Source organism: Acinetobacter sp. ANC_7634 (assembly GCF_056779875.1).
In genome coordinates this window covers 1-17,344 of the sequence record NZ_JBWYIT010000012.1, presented here as the reverse complement: position 1 = coordinate 17,344, position 17,344 = coordinate 1, and the positions used below count along the sequence as shown (strand labels likewise).

Sequence of the window (17,344 nt, the reverse complement as noted above, 5' to 3'; positions counted from 1 at the left end):
GATCAAATCAGAAGATGAAAATAATGAATCGAGGTTCTCAACTCATGGCAAACAAAGCGAGCTCTCCCGGCCGTCGTTTCATGAAACTCGCAGGTATGACTGCAAGTATTGCTACTAAAACCGTGTCCAACTCTATCCGCACCTTTAATGCAGATGATGATAAAAAAAACGAAGCACGCAGTAAGCTCTTTCAAGACATTGGTGTTCAAATTGCAGACACCCTTGGGGAAATGAAAGGTGCTGTAATGAAAGTTGGTCAAATTGCATCACAATACAAAGATATTTTCCCGCCTGAAGTCGCAAAGGCTATTGCTAAATTACAACGTCAAGCCCCTGCGATGCCCTTCCAGCAAATCAAGCAACAAGTTGAAAAAGAACTTGGTCAGCCACTGTTAGATGTTTTTAAAACATTTGATGAACAACCTTTTGCAGCAGCTTCGATTGGGCAAGTTCATAAAGCAACCTTAAAAAATGGCCAAGAAGTCGTTGTAAAAGTACAGTACCCAGGCGTAGATGAAGCATGCGAAAGCGATTTAAAACAAGTCCGCTTGGCTTTACGTTTGATGGGTGTATTAAAAGTCGATAAAAAATTACAAGATCGATTATTTGCAGAAATTCAAGACAGCTTACACGAAGAGCTCAACTATGAAATTGAAGCGCAAAATTTAGAGGTATTTAGAACCTTCCATCAAGCATTGGATTCTAAAATTATTATCCCACAAGTTTTCAAAGATTATTCCAGCAGACGAGTTCTTACATTGAGCTTAGAAGCAGGTGACAATATTGAAACCGCAAGCACTTGGCCGCTTGAAACACGTAACGAAATTGGTCGTCGACTAATTCAGGCTCTTGGCCATCAGATTTTCTATCTAAAACGCTTTCATTGTGATCCGCATCCTGGCAATTTTGCTTTCCGCTCAGATGGTAGTGTCATCATCTATGATTTTGGTGGTGTTAAAACCTTATCTGCTGAACTGGTGGATCGATTTAAAAAATTAGTTCGCGCTGGTCGTGCTGAAAATATCCAAGAGATTGAACAACATCTATTCGCGTTGGATGCTCTTGCTGAAACAGGAAAATTCCCTGAGGAACTTTACAAACAATGGTTAGAAGTGTTGCTCAGACCCCTTACCACTCAATACAATTTTGCTGAAAACTCATCTCATCATGATGGCGTCATTTTAGTGAAAAAATCACTTAAGTATTGGGATACATTTAAGCCCTCTCCAGACACATTAATGGTCAATCGTACGATTTCTGGACACTATTGGAATCTGATTAACTTAAAGGTCGATGACAATCTCAATGATTTGTTTGAAACGCTCGTTCCGATTTGAAAAAACTAACAAGACCTTACAATCCTCATTATTGTTATGTTATATTATAACATTATATAAATAATTCGGAGTGTTTTCATGCGTCCCAATATTCATCCTGAATACCATGAAGTACTGTTTCATGATACCAACGCAGATCAGTATTTCATCATCGGTAGTACGATTCAGTCAAAGCAAACAAAAGAATATCAAGGGAAAACTTACCCCTATGTCACGCTAGATATTTCAAGTGCTTCGCACCCTTTCTATACTGGTGAGGTCCGTCAGGCCAATAATGAAGGTCGTGTGGCAAGTTTCAATAAGCGTTTCGGTCGCTTTAAACGTAAATAAAAAAATTTTCGACTCTCACTATTTTAAAGCCTAAATTTACTCCTCCAATTTAGGCTTTTTTTTATTCTTATCGTTATTTATTGGTTAAATAAAATTGAGTAAAGAAAAAACTCAAAACCAATCCCAAGAGTCCAATCATGATACTACTCACAACATACATCAGTGCCAAATTGTATTGCCCAGATTTTATCAATTGAAAAGTTTCCAAGCCAAAACTTGAGAATGTGGTAAAACCACCTAATATGCCAACCATAAAAAATAGGCGAGCCTCATGTTGTAATACAGGATATTGTAAACTGAATGCAAAAAATCCCCCTGCTAGAACACAGCCCAAGATATTCACAATCCAAGTTGCCCATGGAAATTGATCTGCATTTTGCATGAACCACATACTGGTCATATATCGAAGTGTTGCACCAATCGCTCCACCACATGCTACCCATAACCAACTCATATTATGTCCGTTCTCGTGTATTGATCATATTTTTACCTTAAAAAGTAACGAATTATTGTCTTGGATTCACGCGTTTTTTCGTTAAGATGTAGCAAATTTAAACGTGTAAGGACTCAAATATGGCTCAAGCATTATTGGAACAATTAAAAAATGGCGAAGCAAAATTTGCCGACGTAATTTCATTTATTGAAGCAGGTTATACACATACGCCAACCGCATTTAGTAATGGTCAACAATATAATGCCAGTAATGAAAATCAAGGGAGTGCTAAAGTTTTTTCCTTTGCCAAATTAAATGGTCTTTCTCAAGAACAAACATTACAGCTTTTTGCAGAACACTACGCTTCTGTTCTGGCGACACCTGAAGCATCAGATCATCAAAATATCCGTCAATTCATGATTCATGGATGGGATGGCATTAAATTTGAAGGAAATGCACTCACTGCGAAATAATCATAAATAAAGACTAGCGCTTGGCTAGTCTTTTTCAACAGTTTTATTTAGGTATTCAATTACACCTAATCCTGCTGCTCGACCTGTTGCAAAACATGCTGTAAGTAAATAACCACCTGTCGGGGCATCCCAATCCAACATCTCTCCACAGCAGAAAACAATTGGATTACTTTTCAACTGTAACTGTTTAGTCAAGGCAATTTCCCGTACACCACCTGCGCAGCTAATGGCTTCTTCAATGGGTCTAAAACCATCTAGTTTGATAGATAAATGTTTAATATGCTGAGCCATTTTCTCTGCAATCGCCCAATCATGCTTTGGGGTCAATTCACGTAATAAATTTGACTTTGCAGTGTCTAATCCCAATTTTCGCCAAATATTATTAATACTTTGCTTCTTAGCATTCTTAAGTTTAGAGATGATTTCATGCTCAGATAATTCTGGCAGTAAATCTAAATTTAAAACCATGGAATCTTGATATTGCAATTGTGTTCGAAGTGCCCGACCATGCTTATAGACCAACCCACTCTCCAAACCATAATGGGTGATCACGATATCCCCCTTAGCTTTGGGCTGATGATCCACCCAAGCTTCAACTCGTTTGAGTGGCGAGCCAAATATAGGTTCCATATACGAAGACCAAGCTCTGACTACACCAGCATTACTCGGGGAAAAGGCTTTTAACTCTTCTTTAGCCAACCATGACTGCCAAGCCCCATCACTACCCAACTGCGCCCATGACACAGCGCCACACGCCAATACAATCGCATCAAATTGCTCAGTTCGTATTGAATTGGATTGAGTATCAAAAACTGTCAGTTCATTTTGATTAAGCGCGGTAATTTGATGCCGATAATGAAAATTGACCTTGGTATCTACTAAACTTTTTAACCAAGCACGCAGTAATGGAGCTGCTTTCATTTCATTGGGAAATATACGACCAGAGCTTCCAACATAGGATTCAATCCCAAGGTTTTTCATCCAATTTCGAATCCAACGCGCATCCCATTTTTTTACCCAAGGTGCAAGCCATTCGGCATGATCATAACGACCAATAAATTGATCGATAGGTTCGGCATGAGAAATATTTAAACCTGTTTTACCTGCCATCAAAAATTTACGTGCAGCTGAAGGCTTTTGTTCAAAAATATGAACTTCAAATGCAGGATGAGCAGATAAAACTTCAGCAGCCATTAAACCTGCTGGACCTGCGCCTACGATTGCGATTCGCTTTGAATATTCCAAATTCATAGATTATTCGTTTGTTGATTTTCAGAAGAGATCGGCATTTGCCCTTGCAGAGGCATAAAGTGATCGAAGCGAGTTTGGTACGCTTCAGGTTTTTGAATAATCAACTGCTGGCATAATTCACCACGCTCTAGATACTTTACTTCAAAATGCGTTCTTGCCGAAGTTGAAGAGATTCGTTCTTTAACATAAGAAAGGTTCCAAACATTAAGCAGTTGTTGCTCTGCCTCGTCAATATATTCAGGAATATTGCTGGCTAAAGTGATCGTACCATTCGGTTGCAATCGAGACAGTAAAAATTCAAAAAAAGGCATATTCAACCAACGTTGCGCTGGATTATGAGGTTCAGGATTCGGATATAAAATAAAAAAATCTTCAACTTGCTGTGGAAATAGCGCATGTACGATCCAAGGGATTGCATCTGCATGTACAGGTCGCAAATTGGTTTGTCCCTCTAGTTGATGCTGTTTTTGCATCGCTAGAAATTTTTCTCTAGTTCGTTCAATCGCGATTAGTTGTCTTTGCGGATTTTGTTGCGCAAACAATAAAGCATGTTTACCTTTACCCGCCCCAATCTCAACACATAGTGGTTCAGATAGAATCGGTAGAAAGTCGCGTGGCGCATGCATACGCTGTGCTTGAAATTGACGAATCGGCATAATCAGATCAAACTTATGAAAACGCGACAAGTCTAGCAACTCTAGATGCTTTTGCCTATTTTAGCTGTTTTATTTTACTAGGATTGATTTATGCCAAAAACATTTCCGTGCCCACGCTGTGGACAGCCTAGTCAATGGACTGGCAATGAATTTCGTCCATTTTGTTCTGAACGATGCAAACTTATCGATTTAGGGGCTTGGGCAAATGATGAATATCGCCTTCCGACACAGGATTCTCCTCAAGCTGATCAAGGGGAATATCATGAATAATGCCAACTTTGCTCAATATTAAAAGAATAATTCAATTATATTTACACAAACAAAAAATTAGCTTTTTTAAGAAAACTCAATAAATGTGATTTTATTTAAGTTTGTGTTGTGATATTGTGATAACAATCACATTAAAACAACAATTCTACTTTCATAAATACATGAGACTTTATAAATTCACATTCACACTCAGTATAATTTTAACTTGCCTAGGCCTCCTTTTTGCAGGTCTAGGCATTTATCAACATGATTTCGTCTTGATTTTAATCTCTGCACTATTTGTGTTAGCCGCTGCCCTTCTCTTTTGGGAATTGAATGACATCAATCGAGATCACTTTTTTCGTTTTTAATTAACCAGCTTTACCTGCCACAAACGGGTTAAACTTTTTCTCATAGCCAATGGTACTGATTGGACCATGCCCTGAAATAAACTGTGTTTCATCTGGCAAACTAAAACATTCTCTCTCAATGGAATCTAGCAACTGTTGATGATTTCCCTTGGGAAAATCTGTTCGACCAATTGAACCCTTGAAAAGAACATCGCCAGTCCATAACAAGCCATAGTTAGCATTATAGAACATGACGTGGCCAGGCGTATGACCGGGAGCGAATCGAACCTCAAAGGATTCATCCCCTAATTTTAAAGTTTCACCACCTTCAAGCCACTGATCAACCACAACAGGTTCAGGTATCGGAAACCCATATCGTGCTGAAACTTCCTGAATCATATCTAACCAAAATGCATCTTCTTTATGAGGACCAATTACTGGAATACCCCACTCTCTCGCCAATGCTCCGACCGCACCAGCATGATCAAGATGACCATGAGTTAACCATAGCTCCTTCACTGTTAAGTCTAACTCTTGCACAACTTGCATAATTTTTTCAGGCTCACCACCTGCATCAATTAACACAGCTTCTTTGGTCTCTTGATCCCAAACCAATGAACAATTTTGCTGAAATGCTGTCACAGGAATAATTTTAACTTGAAGCATAGGAACCTTTAAATTTACGCAGAATGTTGGAGGGTAATCTTGAGTGCATCCAGTTGAGCTTCTACTAAATCGACCAACAAATCAATATGTGCTGCATCAGTGTTTAACGCTGGAATATAGGCATAGTCTTTCCCGCCCGCTGTTTTAAAGGTTTCGGCATTTTCCACAGCCAACTCTTCTAAAGTCTCTAAGCAATCTGCTGAAAAAGCAGGGCTGAGAACATGGACAGATTGAACTCCTTGTTGTCCCCACTCAGTCAGCAACGCATCTGTATATGGCTTGACCCACTCTTGTTTACCGAATCGTGATTGGAAGCTGATAGCCCATTCATCGTCACGTAATCCCAGAGCCTCTGCGACTTTTTTCGCTGTAACCCTACAACGGTCGGCATATGGATCACCTTTATCTGCATAAGGCTGAGGAATCCCATGGAAAGACATTAATAATTTTTCCGCTTTACCGTGTTGCGCCTGAAAAACCTGAACACTGTTTGCCAAAGCCTGAATAAATTTTGGATGTTGATAATAATCGCGTATTAAACTTAAGCCAGGTAAATTTCTCTGCGTTAAAACCCATTTCGCCAATGCATCATACAAAGGTGCTGTAGATGTCGCTGAATATTGAGGAAAAAGTGGAAATAAAATGACGTGATCTTGCGGTGTCTGAGTAAGTTTTTTTAGAACCTCATGAATACTAGGATGACCATAAGTCATCGCAGGAACGACCTGAACATCAAAATCTGGATAATCTTGAATAACTTTTTGACGGATTAAATCTGTTTGCTTCAACAGAATTTCACGCATAGGGGAATCTCCATTCCACACCTGCGCATATGCTTCAGAAACATGCTTTGGTCGAAATGGTAAAACAAAACAATGTAAGATAATTTTCCACAAAAACGATGGAATCTCAATCACACGCTGATCAGATAAAAACTGTTTTAGAAAAGTTCGTACCGCAGGCACTGTAGGGGCATCTGGTGTTCCCAAGTTGGCAATAATTACGGTGATTTTCGGCTTTAACTCAGACATCTGATCCACATCAATTCACTGTTTAATTAAGAAATACTTTATCAGAGTCTAAGTAAATTCGGCGTGATTTTATGATTGCTTTTTAAAATGTGAATGAAAGAGAAAAACTATCATATGAACTTGATCTATTTATTCATGCATTTCCATAACATCCGCTGACGATCATCTCGTCCTACAGGAACGATCCATTCATTATTACGCATTTGTTGCTTGATGGTATGCAATGCACGTACATTAATCTGTGCTCTAGATACCATATGTGCCTTAGGAAGTTGCAATTGAGCATCGACCAGCCCCGTATCAGTCAAATACTGATTCAACACTTTAGAATAAAAATCTTCTGGTGTTGCTTGGGAAAATTGAGACTTAAGAACAGTATAAATTTCATGCCATCGCATGGATCGTATACAAATAATTTCTTTAAAATGACTATCAACATAAGCATGCATACGATAATCAAAACTGAATTGATCATCCCATTCTATTTTAGGCAAAGATAGAAAAGGATCGACTTCAGATTTGGCTTGTTCCATTTTTGTTTGTGCCAGCTGAGCTCTTAATCGATCAATCTCATCTTGTTTTGCTTGAATGCTTTGTGGTCTTACCCAACCCAAAACAGGGTAACGTTCAAGCATTTGAGGCATATGAGACCTGAGTGCTAGCTCTAATTCACGAGCACTTTTAAAAAATACGACCTGATCAACTTCTTTAATGATCTGTTCACGGAAATTTTGAAAGCGCTGTTGAAGATCCACTTCATGCTCTCGTAAATGCTCCTCACGCGATTCTGGCTGTTCATGCATAAATACAATAATGGGCTTTTGCTTAGTCACGGCATAGATATATTCCAAGTGCATGTAACTAATACCAGAGACAGATTGCTCACCATACTGGCTTCCTAAAAGCAGAAGTACATAATCACAATCATCAATTTGACGGCGTGCAAAAGCGGTTGTTACAGGTGTTCTTTGTTCTAAACCCCATGAAAAAAAACCCATACCGATCAGCGTTTGAGACACAACCATACGCTCTGGCTGCATCTCTTTACCAGAAGTTGTAATAAACACTTGGTAACGCTTATCTAGCATGCCTTAATCCAATCCTGCATCTAGGTAAAAATGCCCTATTCATAAGGCTTAAAATGTATAGCTTGATATTGATCATTCTTCTTCGAATGTATCAGTTAAATTTTCAATTGACCATAGTATTTCATGCCCGATCATATTTTGAAGTACAGGCTGAAGTTCAAGCGCATTTCCGCCACTGACGACACAACGCAACTGCACTGATTTGTCATATGGTTGAGTAGCATTGAATTTATTTTTGATAAGGACTCTTGCTGTTTGGCGTGCAACAGCAAATCCAGAATCAACCAAAGTCAGTCGCTCTGTATAAAGATGCTCAATTGCTGATTTTAAAAATGGATAATGCGTACAACCCAACACCAAATAATCGGCTTGATCTTGCATGACGGGATCAAGTATCCGTTGTAATGTTGCAATACAGGCTTGCGAATTTTGTTGCCCTGCTTCCACGAAAGGAACCAAATCCAAACTGGTGACTTGATGAACTTTAACACCTAAAGGATCTGCAAAATTCTGCATTACATCCTTGATTAACTGGCCTCTAAAAGTCGCTGGAGTCGCCAATACAGCCACCACTTTAGACTGTGTCTGTAACACTGCAGGTTTTAACGCAGGAACCAACCCAATGATCGGAAATCGCTCACCATAATGTGTCCTTAAGTAATCCAGACTAAAAGCTGATGCCGTATTACACGCAACAACCGCAACTTTACATCCTTGACGATACAACCACTCAATTGCATGTGCTGTGAGCTGACGAATATCTTGATCTTCGCGCGGACCATAAGGGACATGAGCTGTATCTGCATAGTAAAGGATATGCTCATTGGGTAAATATTTTGCTATTTCCAATGCAACTGATAAACCACCAATCCCCGAGTCGAAAATCCCAATAGGGGCATGTTCAAGTGCATGAGGCATAGGCTCATTAGAGCTCGGTTGGGGTAAAATTGCAGACATCTCAACGACTACTTTTATAATGCTTAAATGAATGGGCTAAGCTTAAACCTCAAGTCCCTAATTGCAATAGCAGATTACCACTTTTTAAATTCAAAACTGATTCACCTTGCTCATTTTCGCTCAACTCCCCCATTTCAACTAAATGAAAAAAAGTTGATCGTTGTATCAATGCGTTGATGCCGAAACGCACATGCACGTAAGGACGCATCTCTCCTTGAAAATCACGCATAAAGATTGGATGATCTTGATCCACAATAATGAGATCTTGAGTGGTCGTTGTTAGCTGTAGATAAGAAAGCCCTTGAATCTCGACTTGATCTACCTGATTGACCAATAAAGGTTCATCTTCGACTTCAATTTCGATTTGCTCAACGGGTGTTTTTAAGTAAAATTTGTTGTCTTCTTTCCACAGTACTGTCGAGAATAGGTCAATGAGGCTTTGTCTTTTAATCAATTGACCTTCGTGCCACCATTCACCATTCGCTTTTACTTTCAAATCCATTGAGCCACAATGCTTTGGGTTCCATTGTTCAAGAGGTGGGATTGACCTTTTGTGACTTGACTGTGCATCTTTTAGATATTGTACGATATTGATTAAGTTTTTATCATCAGGTACAAGTGAATCAGGCTGTGCTGTTATAGAATCATTTTGTTTTACCATGGTTTATGCCCTGCTGACGGAAAATAAAGCGACTCAGCCAATTGGCTTGATCAAGGTTTGAACCTATACTAGCGCAAAATATATAAAAGGTACGAGAGCAAAATTGTACCTGCAACTAAGAACACTCATGGCAGCACCGTCGGAATTATCGGTTGCCACCCTTTACTTTATGAGGAGTCCTTTATGGAACACATCGAACGTGAATCGATGGAGTTTGACGTTGTAATCGTTGGAGCGGGCCCTGCGGGTCTTTCAGCTGCGATCAAAATCCGTCAACTTGCAATTGAAAACAACCTCAACGATTTATCTGTATGTGTCGTTGAAAAAGGCTCTGAAGTAGGTGCGCATATTCTTTCTGGTGCTGTGCTTGAACCACGCGCTATTAATGAATTGTTCCCAAATTGGAAAGAAGAAGGTGCGCCTTTAAACGTACCTGTTACAGAAGATGAAACGTACTTCCTTCTTTCAGATCAAAAATCTCAAAAAATGCCTCATGCTTTTGTGCCTAAAACAATGCACAACGACGGTAACTATGTCATCTCTCTTGGTAACGTCGTACGCTGGTTAGGACAAAAAGCTGAAGAGCTTGAAGTATCCATTTTCCCGGGCTTCGCAGCAGCGGAAATTCTGTATCATGCTGATGGTACTGTAAAAGGTATCCAAACAGGTGATATGGGTATTGGTAAAGATGGTGAGCCAACACATAACTTTACCCCAGGCTATGAGCTCCATGCGAAATACACGTTATTCGCTGAAGGCTGCCGTGGTCATTTAGGTAAACGCCTAATCGCTCAATTCGGCTTAGATAAAGACGCTGATCCTCAACATTACGGTATCGGTATTAAAGAACTTTGGGAAATCGATCCAGCGAAGCACAAACCAGGCAAAGTCATGCACGGTGCGGGTTGGCCTTTAACTGAAACTGGTTCATCTGGTGGTTGGTGGTTATATCACGCTGAAAATAACCAAGTATCATTGGGTATGATTGTCGACTTATCTTACCAAAACCCTCATATGTATCCATTCATGGAAATGCAACGTTGGAAAACACATCCATTAATTAAAGATGTATTGGAAGGCGGTAAACGTATTTCTTACGGTGCACGTGCAGTGGTTAAAGGTGGTTTTAACTCTCTTCCTAAATTTACCTTCCCAGGTGGAAGCTTAATTGGTGATGATGCTGGCTTCTTGAACTTTGCAAAAATTAAAGGTTCACACACTGCTATGAAATCAGGCATGTTATGTGGTGAAGCTGTATTTGAAGCAATTAAAGCTGGTGTAGAAAAAGGCGGCGACCTTGCAATTGCTCGTGTGACAGAAGGCGAAGATTTCTTTGCTAAAGAGTTAACGTCATATACAGAGAAATTTAACAACAGTTGGTTAAAAGAAGAGTTATATAATGCTCGTAACTTTGGCCCTGCAATGCATAAGTTTGGTACATTCTTCGGTGGTGCATTCAACTTTATCGATCAAAATGTATTTAAAGTTCCGTTCACTTTACGTGATTTGACACCTGACTACAGTGCTTTAAAAACTGTTGATGCAGTGAACTTCAAACCAAACTATCCAAAACCAGATGGTAAGCTTACATTTGACCGTTTATCTTCAGTGTTTGTTTCAAATACAGTACACGAAGAAAACCAGCCAGCGCATTTAAAATTAACTGATCCATCAATTCCAGTAAACGTTAACCTTCCTCAATGGGATGAGCCTGCTCAGCGCTACTGTCCTGCTGGCGTATACGAAATCATGGAAAATGATGATGGTTCTAAGCGTTTCCAAATTAATGCTGCGAACTGTGTTCACTGTAAGACTTGTGATATTAAAGATCCGTCACAAAACATTACTTGGGTTGTACCTGAGGGTGCGGGTGGTCCGAACTATCCGAATATGTAATCTCGTTTGAGATCAAAAAACCCGCGTAAGCGGGTTTTTTATTAAACTTCGATAAATACGAAAGTTTCCCCTTGAGCGATATAGTTTTATTCTTCACCATCAAAATACCAATATACTTGACCCCAGTCTTGTTCTGAAAGCATTGGTAAAATGTCACCTTTATTAAAGTGCAGACGTTGATTTGGCTGAGCAGGTGTCGTCCAAAAACCAGTTTTAGAACATTTTTCACCGCCTCGTACTTTAATTTTTTCTACCGAATCTTGTGCTTGTACTTTTTCTGATTGTGCTTTAGCAAAATCGACTAAATCTTTCGGATAAAATTGATGCTCTCGATAAATGGTGTCATCAATATCTAATAGCCATGTCACAGCTGCGGCTTCCCATGACCAATAACCATAATAAAGGAAACCGTCATCAATATCAGCCCGAGGATGCTGGTCATGGTATGGTTCACGACGACTGGCTTCATACCAATCTTCTAAGTATTGCAACATCATGGCTGGACGCTTTGCTGCATCAGCATCAAAACTTTAATGAGCTTACGATAGGGCAAATGACGACGTGCATCATTCGGTGGTGTGCCTCGATCTGTTACAAATGGAGCAATCAATCGCTCGATTAAACCATCTTTTTCTTGTCCTTCAGGCGTTGCTTCTGTGTAGTCGATAATCTGCATAATCCGATTCATTTGATCTGCATAGCCTGTCAGTAAACCAAAGCATATCAATCGTAAAGCAATATCCCAATAATCTTCTGTTCCCAAAGCGATATGCCAAACATAACGTCCTTCTGCTTCTGTACTTTGATGGTACTGAGCATGAATATCTGCATATTCTTCCATCCAGTTTAAAATGTATGGATATAGTTCTTGAATAAAGCGTATACCACCACCTGCAGAATATTGTAAAGATATTAAATTTAAAACATCTAGTAACCTTTGATGACCTGCCGCCATTTTTTTACTAGCTTTACTACCTGTTTTATATTTTTGAAAACCATCAGTTACTGAATAAATACCATTAAGAAACGTATCAAACCTTCGGCTATACATTTCATGTTGTAATAAATTATCTCTGTAATTTTTATTAATCAGTATTTTTTGCTTAAACTACTCTTCCCAATTAATATCTATATCATTTACTTGACTATTCAATCTTCTTACTCTGGTAAAATATCATTCGGTAAAACAAATTCTAATTTTATTCCATGTGCAGTCACTGTTCGTGTGCATTTGGGTTTATTTAAACCTTTTACATTTTTCATGATGATCAAATTTATCGCCTGTAATTATGACTAGGCTTTATCATAAAAAAATAAGCCACCCTATAAGGATGGCTAAATCTTGCGATATTCTAAGTTTATTTTTCACCATCAAAATACCAATATACTTCACCCCAATCTTGTTCAGAAAGCGTTGGTAAAATCTCACCTTTACTAAAGTGCTGACGCTGATTTGGCTGGGCAGGAGTCGTCCAAAAACCTGTTTTCGTGGATTGCTCTCCACCTTTGATTTTAATTTTTTCTATAGTGGTTTCTGCTGAAACCGATTCAGCTTGCGATCTAGCAAAATCGACTAAATCTTTCGGATAAAATTGATGCTCTCGATAAGTTGAATCGTCAATATCTAATAGCCATGTCACAGCTGCAGCTTCCCATGACCAATAACCAAAATAACTGATGCCTGATCTAATATCAGGTTGTGGATGTTGATCATGATAAGGTTCACGACGACTGGCTTCATACCAATCTTCTAAGTATTGCAACATCATTGCTGGACGCTTTTCTGCATCAGCATCAAAAACTTTAATGAGCTTACGATAAGGCAAATGACGACGTGCATCGTTCGGTGGTATGCCTCGATCTGTTACAAATGGAGCAATCAATCGCTCGATTAAGCCATCTTTTTCTTGTCCTTCAGGTGTTGCTTCTGTGTATTCGATAATCGTCATAATTCGACTCATTTGATCTGCATACCCTGTCAGTAAACCAAAGCATATCAGTCGTAAAGCAATATACCAATAATCTTCAGTTCCTAAAGAAATATGCCAGACATAACGTCCACCTGCATCTGGGCTTAAATTATAAAGATGACTCGTTTCAGCATACTCTTCTGTCCAATGAAGAATATATGGGTAAAGTTCCGTTAAAAAATTTAAATCTCCACCCGCGGAATATTGTAAAGATATTAAGTTTAAAGCATCTTGTAAGCGTTGATGACCAGCTGCGATATATCCGCCAAATTTAGAATCATTTTTATACTTATTGAAACCGTCTGTAACGGAATATATACCATTCACTAAAATGTCAAATCGTTTATGATACATTTCTTGTTCAAGCAAATTATCTCTAAACAAACTTGTGTCTTTTACCTCTAAACTTAACCATTTTTGCCAATCTATTTCTTGATCACCTACTTGTGTTGACATTCTTTTATCTCTCCAACATCTCGTTTGGTAAAACAAATTCTAATTTTATACCGTGTGCGGTTACTGTCAGTGTACACTTTAGCTAATTTAGGCCTTTACATTTCTCATAATGGTTGAAGTTATTTTTTTCTTTGGACTTATGATATTAAGAATGGGCAATAATATTATCCATATAAAAATAATGCCCCGAAGGGCATTTTTAATTCTATTCTTCACCATCATAATACCAATATACTTCACCCCAATCTTGCTCAGAAAGCGTTGGTAAAATCTCACCTTTACTAAAGTGCTGACGCTGATTTGGCTGGGCAGGAGTCGTCCAATAACCTGTTTTTGGACATTTATCACCACCTTTGATTTTAATTTTTTCTATCGAATCTTGTGCTTGTACTTTTTCTGATTGTGCTTTAGCAAAATCAACTAAATCTTTCGGATAAAATTGATGCTCTCGATAAGTTGAATCGTCAATATCTAATAGCCATGTTACTGCTGCTGCTTCCCATGACCAATAACCATAATAACTTCTACCAGATCTTAAGTCGGTTTCTGGGTGCTGTTCAAAGTATGGTTCACGACGACTGGCTTCATACCAATCTTCTAAGTATTGCAACATCATTGCTGGACGTTTTTCAGGTGCAGCATCAAAAACTTTAATGAGCTTACGATAAGGCAAATGACGACGTGCATCGTTCGGTGGTATGCCTCGATCTGTTACAAATGGAGCAATCAATCGCTCGATTAAACCATCTTTTTCCTGCCCTTCAGGCGTTGCTTCCACATAATCGATAATTGGCATAATTCGCTTCATTTGATCTGCATAGCCAGCAAGTAAGCCGAAGCAAATTAAACGTAAAGCAATATACCAATAATCTTCTGTTCCTAAAGAAATATGCCAAACATAACGGCCACCTGCATCAGGGCTTAAATTATAAAGATGACTCGTTTCAGCATATTCTTCTGTCCAATGAAGAAGATATGGATAAAGTTCTTTTATAAAATTTAAATCCCCGCCTGCTGAATATTGTAAAGATATCAAGTTCAGAGCATCTTTCAATCTTTGATGACCAGATGCTATATATCCACCAAATTTAGAATCATTTTTATAATGGCTAAATCCATCAACAACTGTATATAACCCATTAACAAACGTATCAAATCTCTTGTGATACATTTCTTGCTCAAGCAACTTATCTCTAAATAAACTTGTATCTTTTACTTCTAAACTCAACCATTTTTGCCAATCTATTTCTTGATCATCTACTCGTGTTGACATTCTTTTATCTCTCCAACATCTCGTTTGGTAAAACAAATTCTAATTTAATACCGTGTGCAGTTACTGTCCGTGTACACTTAGGTTTATTTAAGCCTTTACATTTTTCATGATGATCGAATTTATCACCAGTAATAGTGACCAAACTTCGATCATATGGACATCGAATTGCGATGGTTTTACCTAGTTTTCTTTCTGTGGATGGTTTGAATTTAACTCGTCGCCAATCTTCTATTTTATCCAATAAATTGTCATGTTTTGATACTATTTTGGCTGAATCTATTTTACTAGCAATCCATAAATGCGACATCTGCACACCATCACTCACAGTCGTCCCCACTGAACGCTTAACCTTATCATCTTGGTCTGATGCCATATAAACATCGAGACCCATTTTCAATGCCATCATGGCTGCTTTAGGTGTCATCAGTGATCGATGGCTTAGTGCATTGGTGGCTTTACTGTCTGTTACACGATACTTATGAGCTAGTCGAGCACTATGCCAAACGTGATCGATACCGTTATGACCCGTATCGTGATATTCGTACAGCACACCATTATTGTTAATTTTAGAGCGACTTTTCATGCGTTTTACATAGTAGTAATCTGTTATATGTTCACCACCAGAACCAAGTTCTTGATTCGACCTTCTTTTTCGCTGTAATTGTTGACGTCGCGTTGAAGTATTTTGACGACCTGGGCTTACATTATTTCCTCCAGTATTTCTTGGTACATTGCCATTTTGCTGAGTGCGTGGGGCTGGATTTTGATTTGGTCTACTGGTTGTTGTTGGTGTTCGAGTCGTAATTGGAGCTCTAGCTGTAGTGTTAGGATAAGGAGTTGCTAGTGCCTTTTTATGGGCTGCTTGCATTTCTTTCATAACCATATCAATTTTTTGATTGGCAACTTTCTTCATTTGCTGAAGCTGAGTTACTAATGTTTTTAACTTAGCATTGCCGAGAACAGCTCGTGTCATCCAACTATCAAAAACGCCAATTAAACCATCAATAATTTTATTACTAGTTGTTTGCAACTCTCTTGTGTATGTATTCCAATTTAAGGTTCTAAACCATTTATCTACATCACCACGTAATGTTTTGCTTGGTATTGCATCCAAAATAGCTCCCATAGCTTTACCTGAACGCAATTGTTTAAAAACAATTTTTAATCCATCACCAGCAATTGGAACAAATGCAACAAGATTAAATACCAAATCAAACCAATTCTCTTTATTATCTGGCTTTTCTGATATTTTAACGACTGAGACAATCACATTCCCGACATCAACGCCTTGACCAACAAAGGGTATACAACCTATCACAACTGCAACAATAATTTGAGCGGGACTGGAGCCACTACCATCAAGTACACCTTTAATCCATTGAGCCGCCGATTCTTCCCCTTTAGCTGTTACTCTTACAGCTTGCGTTGAACCCTTGGCTACGGCAGTATTCATTGTTTATCTCCTAGGTCTAATCTAGAAGTAGAATCATCTGTAAGTAAAATTTCTTCTAAATCATCTGCTATTGCATCATCTACATTATTTTGTTGTGGTATTAATTGTTCTTCATAATCGCTTACATGATCATCGTATTCGATATTATTCGACATGAGCATGTCTTCAATTTCATCAGGGAAATATTCATCTAATAATGCATCTAACTCTTGTTGGTTGTATTGCTCAATAAGTTGTTCAGCTTCACTAACACTCATCACTTTTTGATCTTTAAAAGGATTATCAATTTTTTCTCTATCTGGTTTCGCCTCAACACTACTAAAGCCATAGTAGACTTTAGGTTGAGTTTTATCACTAGGAATAGTGACTTTGGCATAACCTTCGGCATCTAATACACCTTCTTGGGCAGAACCATCAGCAAAAATCAGTTTAAATGGAGCTTGTGCAACAGGTTTTAAGTCATCATAAATGTATTTTAATTCCACTTTATTAGGTAATAATTTAAAGGTAGGTAAAGCTGGAAATTTTGCTGATACATTCTTTCCATTCACAAACTGATGCTGCCCTGCCTTAACCTCAAACTTACTTGCAGTCGTAGGAAATACCCCTGAAGCATTTATTTTTAGCTGTGAACCGCCTGCGGTCAGTACGATTTCTTTCGCACTCGTGATGTCGACATTTGCCTCCGTGGAAATAATCTGCACACCCTTTCTAGCAATCAGATCAGCACCATCCCCTTGAGCTTGAATCTCGATCTTCCCTTTCCCTGCATACAGTCGTGCTCCTTCTTGCGCTGCAAATAAGCTGATCTTTT

The 17,344-nt window shown here is 38.6% G+C and carries 17 protein-coding genes and 3 pseudogenes; 5 read left to right on the top strand and 15 right to left on the bottom strand.

Annotated features, from left to right (window positions below; translation table 11 throughout):
• Positions 1–44 precede the first annotated feature (44 nt).
• Both AC1M9A_RS12035 and AC1M9A_RS12030 read left to right on the top strand, forming a co-directional pair.
• Positions 45–1,337: an ABC1 kinase family protein gene (locus tag AC1M9A_RS12035; protein WP_481608175.1), complete on the top strand. Its 1,293-nt coding sequence runs from the start codon at positions 45–47 to the stop codon at positions 1,335–1,337.
• Positions 1,338–1,415: 78 nt separating this feature from the next.
• The gene (locus AC1M9A_RS12030) at positions 1,416–1,667 is read left to right on the top strand and encodes a type B 50S ribosomal protein L31 (protein ID WP_035264993.1); all 252 of its coding nucleotides are present in this window, start codon (positions 1,416–1,418) and stop codon (positions 1,665–1,667) included.
• Positions 1,668–1,740: 73 nt separating this feature from the next.
• Here AC1M9A_RS12030 and crcB read toward each other — a convergent pair whose 3' ends face one another.
• Positions 1,741–2,121 carry a fluoride efflux transporter CrcB gene (gene crcB / locus AC1M9A_RS12025; RefSeq protein WP_481608150.1) on the bottom strand — a complete coding sequence of 127 codons (381 nt, stop codon included), beginning with the start codon at positions 2,119–2,121 and terminating at the stop codon, positions 1,741–1,743.
• Positions 2,122–2,240: 119 nt separating this feature from the next.
• Between crcB and AC1M9A_RS12020 the strand changes: the two genes are divergently transcribed.
• Entirely contained in the window at positions 2,241–2,573 is a 333-nt protein-coding gene (locus AC1M9A_RS12020; protein WP_035264987.1) for a HopJ type III effector protein, read from the top strand.
• A gap of 24 nt (positions 2,574–2,597) precedes the next feature.
• On the opposite strand, the gene AC1M9A_RS12015 is transcribed toward AC1M9A_RS12020, so the two are convergent.
• The gene (locus AC1M9A_RS12015; RefSeq protein ID WP_481596526.1) at positions 2,598–3,824 is read right to left on the bottom strand and encodes a TIGR03862 family flavoprotein; all 1,227 of its coding nucleotides are present in this window, start codon (positions 3,822–3,824) and stop codon (positions 2,598–2,600) included.
• The gene (locus AC1M9A_RS12010; protein WP_481610328.1) at positions 3,821–4,486 is read right to left on the bottom strand and encodes a class I SAM-dependent methyltransferase; all 666 of its coding nucleotides are present in this window, start codon (positions 4,484–4,486) and stop codon (positions 3,821–3,823) included. The genes AC1M9A_RS12015 and AC1M9A_RS12010 overlap by 4 nt, the downstream gene beginning before the upstream one ends.
• An 84-nt stretch (positions 4,487–4,570) precedes the next feature.
• Here AC1M9A_RS12010 and AC1M9A_RS12005 point away from each other — a divergent pair, with 84 nt between their 5' ends.
• Positions 4,571–4,750: a DNA gyrase inhibitor YacG gene (locus tag AC1M9A_RS12005; RefSeq protein ID WP_035264978.1), complete on the top strand. Its 180-nt coding sequence runs from the start codon at positions 4,571–4,573 to the stop codon at positions 4,748–4,750.
• A 350-nt stretch (positions 4,751–5,100) separates the two neighbouring features.
• Here the strand turns inward: AC1M9A_RS12005 and AC1M9A_RS12000 are convergent, their stop codons facing one another.
• The 5 genes from AC1M9A_RS12000 to AC1M9A_RS11980 all read right to left on the bottom strand — a co-directional run bounded on the left by AC1M9A_RS12000 (position 5,101) and on the right by AC1M9A_RS11980 (position 9,482).
• Positions 5,101–5,745 (bottom strand): MBL fold metallo-hydrolase, encoded by a 645-nt coding sequence (locus AC1M9A_RS12000; protein ID WP_092768141.1) that lies wholly within the window; start codon positions 5,743–5,745, stop codon positions 5,101–5,103.
• A 14-nt stretch (positions 5,746–5,759) separates the two neighbouring features.
• Complete coding sequence (gene hemH, locus AC1M9A_RS11995; protein WP_481610300.1) at positions 5,760–6,776, bottom strand: ferrochelatase; 1,017 nt, start codon at positions 6,774–6,776, stop codon at positions 5,760–5,762.
• Positions 6,777–6,901: 125 nt separating this feature from the next.
• Positions 6,902–7,864: a DUF4062 domain-containing protein gene (locus tag AC1M9A_RS11990; RefSeq protein WP_481610299.1), complete on the bottom strand. Its 963-nt coding sequence runs from the start codon at positions 7,862–7,864 to the stop codon at positions 6,902–6,904.
• A gap of 72 nt (positions 7,865–7,936) precedes the next feature.
• Positions 7,937–8,821: a glutamate racemase gene (murI, locus tag AC1M9A_RS11985; protein ID WP_481592062.1), complete on the bottom strand. Its 885-nt coding sequence runs from the start codon at positions 8,819–8,821 to the stop codon at positions 7,937–7,939.
• Positions 8,822–8,870: 49 nt separating this feature from the next.
• Positions 8,871–9,482 carry a DUF1285 domain-containing protein gene (locus AC1M9A_RS11980; protein ID WP_035264966.1) on the bottom strand — a complete coding sequence of 204 codons (612 nt, stop codon included), beginning with the start codon at positions 9,480–9,482 and terminating at the stop codon, positions 8,871–8,873.
• A gap of 183 nt (positions 9,483–9,665) precedes the next feature.
• Between AC1M9A_RS11980 and AC1M9A_RS11975 the strand changes: the two genes are divergently transcribed.
• On the top strand, positions 9,666–11,378 hold the full coding sequence (locus AC1M9A_RS11975; protein ID WP_481592064.1) for an electron transfer flavoprotein-ubiquinone oxidoreductase: 1,713 nt from the start codon (positions 9,666–9,668) through the stop codon (positions 11,376–11,378).
• Between the two features lie 86 nt (positions 11,379–11,464).
• Here the strand turns inward: AC1M9A_RS11975 and AC1M9A_RS11970 are convergent.
• The 7 genes and pseudogenes from AC1M9A_RS11970 to AC1M9A_RS11940 all read right to left on the bottom strand — a co-directional run.
• Positions 11,465–12,474 (bottom strand): annotated as a pseudogene (locus AC1M9A_RS11970) (PoNe immunity protein domain-containing protein).
• A gap of 62 nt (positions 12,475–12,536) precedes the next feature.
• Positions 12,537–12,678, bottom strand: a pseudogene (locus AC1M9A_RS11965) (hypothetical protein); the annotation flags it as partial.
• 58 nt (positions 12,679–12,736) lie between these two features.
• Positions 12,737–13,804, bottom strand: coding sequence for a PoNe immunity protein domain-containing protein (locus AC1M9A_RS11960; protein WP_481610298.1), 1,068 nt, complete (start codon positions 13,802–13,804; stop codon positions 12,737–12,739).
• A gap of 4 nt (positions 13,805–13,808) precedes the next feature.
• A pseudogene (locus tag AC1M9A_RS11955) lies at positions 13,809–13,916 on the bottom strand (hypothetical protein); the annotation flags it as partial.
• A 93-nt stretch (positions 13,917–14,009) separates the two neighbouring features.
• Entirely contained in the window at positions 14,010–15,077 is a 1,068-nt protein-coding gene (locus AC1M9A_RS11950; RefSeq protein WP_481610297.1) for a PoNe immunity protein domain-containing protein, read from the bottom strand.
• A 4-nt stretch (positions 15,078–15,081) separates the two neighbouring features.
• A complete protein-coding gene (locus AC1M9A_RS11945) occupies positions 15,082–16,530 on the bottom strand; it encodes a hypothetical protein (RefSeq protein WP_481610296.1) in 1,449 nt (482 codons plus the stop codon).
• Positions 16,527–17,344 (bottom strand): DUF2345 domain-containing protein (locus AC1M9A_RS11940; protein ID WP_481610295.1); only part of this gene is annotated, 818 nt, incomplete at its 5' end. The genes AC1M9A_RS11940 and AC1M9A_RS11945, both read right to left, overlap by 4 nt.

Coding starts and splice junctions, on each gene's coding strand:
- AC1M9A_RS11990 (WP_481610299.1), bottom strand. CDS start 7,864: ATGCTAGATAAGCGTTACCAAGTGTTTATTACAACTTCTGGTAAAGAG.
- hemH (WP_481610300.1), bottom strand. CDS start 6,776: ATGTCTGAGTTAAAGCCGAAAATCACCGTAATTATTGCCAACTTGGGA.
- AC1M9A_RS12020 (WP_035264987.1), top strand. CDS start 2,241: ATGGCTCAAGCATTATTGGAACAATTAAAAAATGGCGAAGCAAAATTT.
- AC1M9A_RS11960 (WP_481610298.1), bottom strand. CDS start 13,804: ATGTCAACACAAGTAGGTGATCAAGAAATAGATTGGCAAAAATGGTTA.
- AC1M9A_RS12015 (WP_481596526.1), bottom strand. CDS start 3,824: ATGAATTTGGAATATTCAAAGCGAATCGCAATCGTAGGCGCAGGTCCA.
- crcB (WP_481608150.1), bottom strand. CDS start 2,121: ATGAGTTGGTTATGGGTAGCATGTGGTGGAGCGATTGGTGCAACACTT.
- murI (WP_481592062.1), bottom strand. CDS start 8,821: ATGTCTGCAATTTTACCCCAACCGAGCTCTAATGAGCCTATGCCTCAT.
- AC1M9A_RS11945 (WP_481610296.1), bottom strand. CDS start 16,530: ATGAATACTGCCGTAGCCAAGGGTTCAACGCAAGCTGTAAGAGTAACA.
- AC1M9A_RS11950 (WP_481610297.1), bottom strand. CDS start 15,077: ATGTCAACACGAGTAGATGATCAAGAAATAGATTGGCAAAAATGGTTG.
- AC1M9A_RS12005 (WP_035264978.1), top strand. CDS start 4,571: ATGCCAAAAACATTTCCGTGCCCACGCTGTGGACAGCCTAGTCAATGG.
- AC1M9A_RS12030 (WP_035264993.1), top strand. CDS start 1,416: ATGCGTCCCAATATTCATCCTGAATACCATGAAGTACTGTTTCATGAT.
- AC1M9A_RS11975 (WP_481592064.1), top strand. CDS start 9,666: ATGGAACACATCGAACGTGAATCGATGGAGTTTGACGTTGTAATCGTT.
- AC1M9A_RS12000 (WP_092768141.1), bottom strand. CDS start 5,745: ATGCTTCAAGTTAAAATTATTCCTGTGACAGCATTTCAGCAAAATTGT.
- AC1M9A_RS11980 (WP_035264966.1), bottom strand. CDS start 9,482: ATGGTAAAACAAAATGATTCTATAACAGCACAGCCTGATTCACTTGTA.
- AC1M9A_RS12035 (WP_481608175.1), top strand. CDS start 45: ATGGCAAACAAAGCGAGCTCTCCCGGCCGTCGTTTCATGAAACTCGCA.